Here is a 3813-nt window from a genome sequence, read left to right as displayed (position 1 = left end):
ATCGCTTCCTCCTTCGTTGACGTCTTCCAGGACATCGACGAGGAGAGCCGACGCGGCCCGCCGTTGCAACTCCCGGCGGCCGCTCATGCAGGAAATATGAATTTACAGAAGCGACGTTACGCTAACCAATCCTCGGCCAGTGGTTCGTAGTGGGCATTGCGTTGCTGATCTCCGTACTTGGAGCATTTGCACTCGGGCTGGTCATGATGCCAAGTCTTCTGCTCGTTGCGCCGGCCGCATGGTTCTCCGCGAGGGGACAAACATGGGGAGTCGTGGCTTTCAGTGTGCTCGTGGCGCTGTATTCTTATGCCGTAATCACGGTCTGGGGATTCGTCGTGTTCTGGTTTTTTCTCGGTCGGGCTCATAACTTAGAGGAGGCAATCCCGCTCATGCTGCTCGGATACGCGTGCGCGACCGGACCGCTATCCTTCATGGCGAGCAACGACGACGATGCCTCTGCGTCACACTTCACGGTATTCATCGCACGGCTTGCGCTGCTTGCGGTAATCACCGTTCTGCTCGCTTCCGGAAACATCCCGGCGTCAGTCATCGCTTTTTTGGCGATCATGGCAAGTGGCTACGCGTTTCAGGTGATTTCGGTGATCCGGACTGTCGTAGTCGAACCGGCTCGAGGGTAGGCGACCAAGAGTTCCAGCCTTCTCAAGGCCGGCCGGGGCGAAGGATGGCGCTGGACTTTGACTCCTCGCGCCGTCTGCTAAGGTCTTTGCGTCATCATGCGCGTCTGGCCTTCGTACTTCTCCTCCCTGCTCATGTCTCGCCGCCACGGAGAATCCCATGGCAGTCATGCCCCAGTCCTCACGCGTGCAAGAGCTGATTCGGCGCCTCGACGAGGCGACCGACAGCTCCGACCTGAACGCGGTGTGTCGCAGCGTGAAGAAGGTGCTCACCGAGGAGCTGGCGGCGGGCGCGGACTTCCTCGACGACTTCTACCTGCGCACGGCACCCGATCGATACGCGCGACGCCTGCTGCACCGCCACCCGCACGGTCGCTACAGCGCGGTCGTGATGGTGTGGGATCGCGGTCAGGGAACCCCGCTTCACGATCACGCCGGCAAGTGGTGCGTCGAGTGCGTCTACCGCGGCCGCATCAAGGTGACGTCGTTCATGATCGAGGGTGATCCCGAGGCGGGTCGCGTGCAGTTCGCGCCCGAGTCGGTGATCTACGCGGGTCGCGGTGAGGCGGGGCATCTCATCCCGCCGTTCGAGCACCACACGCTCGAGAACGCCGAGGACTCACCTGCGGTGACGATCCACGTCTACAGCGACGAGATGACGTGGTGTCACGCGTTCTTTCCCGAGGAGAACGGCTGGCGTCGTGAGCGCCGCGAGCTGAGCTACACCGCCTAGTGCTGCTGGGGATCGTGCTGTGCGTGGCGCTCGCCACGCTCGGATTCGTGGTCGCCGATCTGCCCGCGGTCAAGCAGTCGCTGCACGTGAGTGCTCTGCTGCTCGTGATCCTGGCCGGCATGCTCTGGAAATCGCTGCTCCCGGTACCGGCGCGCGCGGAGCCGGGGATTCGCTTCGCGCAACGCCCGCTGCTGCGCTGGGCGGTCGCGGGCCTCGGCTTTCGCCTGAGCATGGGCGAGCTGTGGGCGATCGGTGGTCCGGCGCTCGCAGTGGTCCTCGTATCCACCAGTGTCGCGCTGTTCGCAGGCTGGTGGATCGCCGAGCGCCTGCGCGTTCCGCACAAGATGGCGCTGCTGCTCGGCGTGGGTGGTGCGATCTGCGGCGCCTCGGCGGTGGTCGCCGCTGACAGCGTTGTGCAGGGCGACAAGCGCGATTCTGCGATCGCCCTCGGCGTGATCACGCTGCTCGGCACCATCGGCATCGTGGTCTACCCGTTCGCCGCGCGAGCGCTTCACATGAGCGACTTCGTCTACGGAGTGTGGGACGGCGCGAGCCTGCACGAGATGGCGCAGGTGGTGGCAGCGGGATTCGGCGTCAGCGACGAAGCGGCGCGCGTCGCAACCGTGGTCAAGCTCGCGCGCATCGCCCTGCTCGCGCCGGTGGTGCTGCTGCTCGGCGCCGTGATGCGCCGCCATCACGAACAGACCGGTGTGGCCAAGGTGTCCGCGGTGCCGTGGTTCCTGGCGGTGTTCGTGGTGTGCGCGGTCGTGAACTCGCTCGGCGTGATCCCCGCGAAGGTGCTCGAGCTGATCCGCCGCGCCGACCTGTGGCTGCTATGCATGGGCATGGCAGGAGTGGGACTGCAGACCGGCTTCAACGACCTGCGAGAAGCGGGGCTCGCGCCGGTGCTCGCGGGTGCGGCCCAGTGGGTGCTGCTGGCAGGGCTCTCGTATGGACTCGCCGTCTGGTGGTGCGGGTAGGGCGGACCGCGTCGCTCAGGCTGCGCGCAACTGATCGTCGGTGCCGAGTGCGCGGCGTAAGGCGGCGATGCAGGCGGGATCGAGCCCCTGATCCAGCTCCAGGAAGTGCATGGCGACTTCCTCGGGCACCGCGGCGCGATGCGGGCGATCGGCGGTGAGCGCTTCGAACGAGTCGGCGACCGCCAGGATGCGCGAGATGCCGGGGATCGCGTCGCCGCGCAGCCCCAGAAAGTAGCCGCGCCCGTCCAGCCGTTCGTGATGCGCGGCGGCCGCGAGCGCGATGCGATCGAAGCCCGGCGCGTTGCCCAGAATGTGATGCGTGTGGAACGGGTGCACGCGCACGCACTCCCACTCTTCGGCGGTCAGATAGCCGCGCTTGTCGAGCACGCCGGTCGGCACCGCGACCATGCCCAGGTCGTGAAGCCACGCGGCGCGGCGCGTGTCGGTTTGCTGCGACTCGTCGAGCCCCAGTTCCCACGCCATGCGCGTGGCCAGATCCGCCACGTTGCGGCTGTGGCCGTGCGTGAAGTCGGACTTCTCGTCGACCAGCGCGCCCAGGTTCTCGGCGATGCGATCGAGCCGCGCGGGACTCGCCACCACCGGTGAGTCGCCGGGCTCGGCCTCGCACGCGAGCCGCAGCAGTGCCGCTTCATCCGCGCTCTCCCAGCGATCGAGCCACGGCATCAGATCGGCGAGCGCGGGGAGCAGCTCGGGATCGAACTGAGTGCCGACGCGGCGCCCCACGCTGCCGAGCGCCTCGGCGCTGCTTTCGTTGGCGCGCCGCTCGTCGATGAAGCGGGCGATCGAGACGATGCGCGCCCCGATCGGAATCGCGTCGCCACGCGCGCCGCCCGGATGCCCGCGGCCGTCCCAGCGCTCGTCCGAGGCCGCGAGTACGGCCGAGACGCCCACGCCGAGCGCCATCGCGTCGGCGAGTTGCACCGAACGCAACGCGCGCAGGCGTGAGACCTCGCGCGCGTCGGCCGGCTCGAGTTCGTGGTCGTGGCGGCGTGCGCGCTTGGCGGCGCGCTCGTCGCCGTCGGCCGATGCACCGAGCAGGCGTGCGTCTGCGGTCGCGCCCAGGTTCTGCGTGAGCAGTGCCAGATAGAGTTCGCGCATGTGGCCGGCCGAGAGCGAGAGCCGCTCGCCGATTCCCATGCCGATCAGCGTCGCACGCAGCGAAGCTCCGGGACGCCGACCGTCCGCCAGGTCGAGCGCAGCGGAGATCGCACCGAGCACCGCGCCGAGAGAGGCGGGGCCCGCCGCAAACGCAGGGGGCGCGGGCGGAATATTCATGCCGCGGTTATCGGCGCCGGCAGCAGTCGGATTGAGGCTGCGAACTGGGTGTTTGGACCCGATTTCGGGCCGCGAGCATTCAGTTTCGCAGAGCGAAAAAGTTGGCGCTTCGCCTTCTCCGGCGCGCCCCGAGCGCGGTAGACTTGTGGCGGTTCCCACTCTCCCGACA

4 protein-coding genes are annotated in these 3813 nt (G+C 67.5%); 3 read left to right on the top strand and 1 reads right to left on the bottom strand.

The features are described from left to right. Nucleotides 1-161: 161 nt before the first annotated feature. From HOP12_16210 to HOP12_16200, 3 genes are all read left to right on the top strand, one after another. Nucleotides 162-638, top strand: coding sequence for a hypothetical protein (locus tag HOP12_16210; protein ID NOT35685.1), 477 nt, complete (start codon nucleotides 162-164; stop codon nucleotides 636-638). A gap of 157 nt (nucleotides 639-795) precedes the next feature. After that, nucleotides 796-1368 carry a cysteine dioxygenase family protein gene (locus tag HOP12_16205; GenBank protein ID NOT35684.1) on the top strand — a complete coding sequence of 191 codons (573 nt, stop codon included), beginning with the start codon at nucleotides 796-798 and terminating at the stop codon, nucleotides 1366-1368. Further along, nucleotides 1368-2348 carry a putative sulfate exporter family transporter gene (locus tag HOP12_16200; protein ID NOT35683.1) on the top strand — a complete coding sequence of 327 codons (981 nt, stop codon included), beginning with the start codon at nucleotides 1368-1370 and terminating at the stop codon, nucleotides 2346-2348. The genes HOP12_16205 and HOP12_16200 overlap by 1 nt, the downstream gene beginning before the upstream one ends. Before the next feature lie 15 nt (nucleotides 2349-2363). On the opposite strand, the gene HOP12_16195 is transcribed toward HOP12_16200, so the two are convergent. Next, nucleotides 2364-3644, bottom strand: coding sequence for an HD domain-containing protein (locus HOP12_16195; protein ID NOT35682.1), 1281 nt, complete (start codon nucleotides 3642-3644; stop codon nucleotides 2364-2366). Nucleotides 3645-3813: the final 169 nt, after the last annotated feature.

Source organism: Candidatus Eisenbacteria bacterium (assembly GCA_013140805.1).
Classification (GTDB): domain Bacteria; phylum Eisenbacteria; class RBG-16-71-46; order RBG-16-71-46; family RBG-16-71-46; genus JABFRW01.
The sequence above is the reverse complement of the archived record's forward strand: the minus strand, read 5'-3'. Positions and strand labels throughout refer to the sequence as shown.

What these genes read in the sequence shown, in the direction of transcription:
- HOP12_16195 (NOT35682.1), bottom strand. Translation starts at nt 3,644, where the DNA reads ATGAATATTCCGCCCGCGCCCCCTGCGTTTGCGGCGGGCCCCGCCTCT.
- HOP12_16205 (NOT35684.1), top strand. Translation starts at nt 796, where the DNA reads ATGGCAGTCATGCCCCAGTCCTCACGCGTGCAAGAGCTGATTCGGCGC.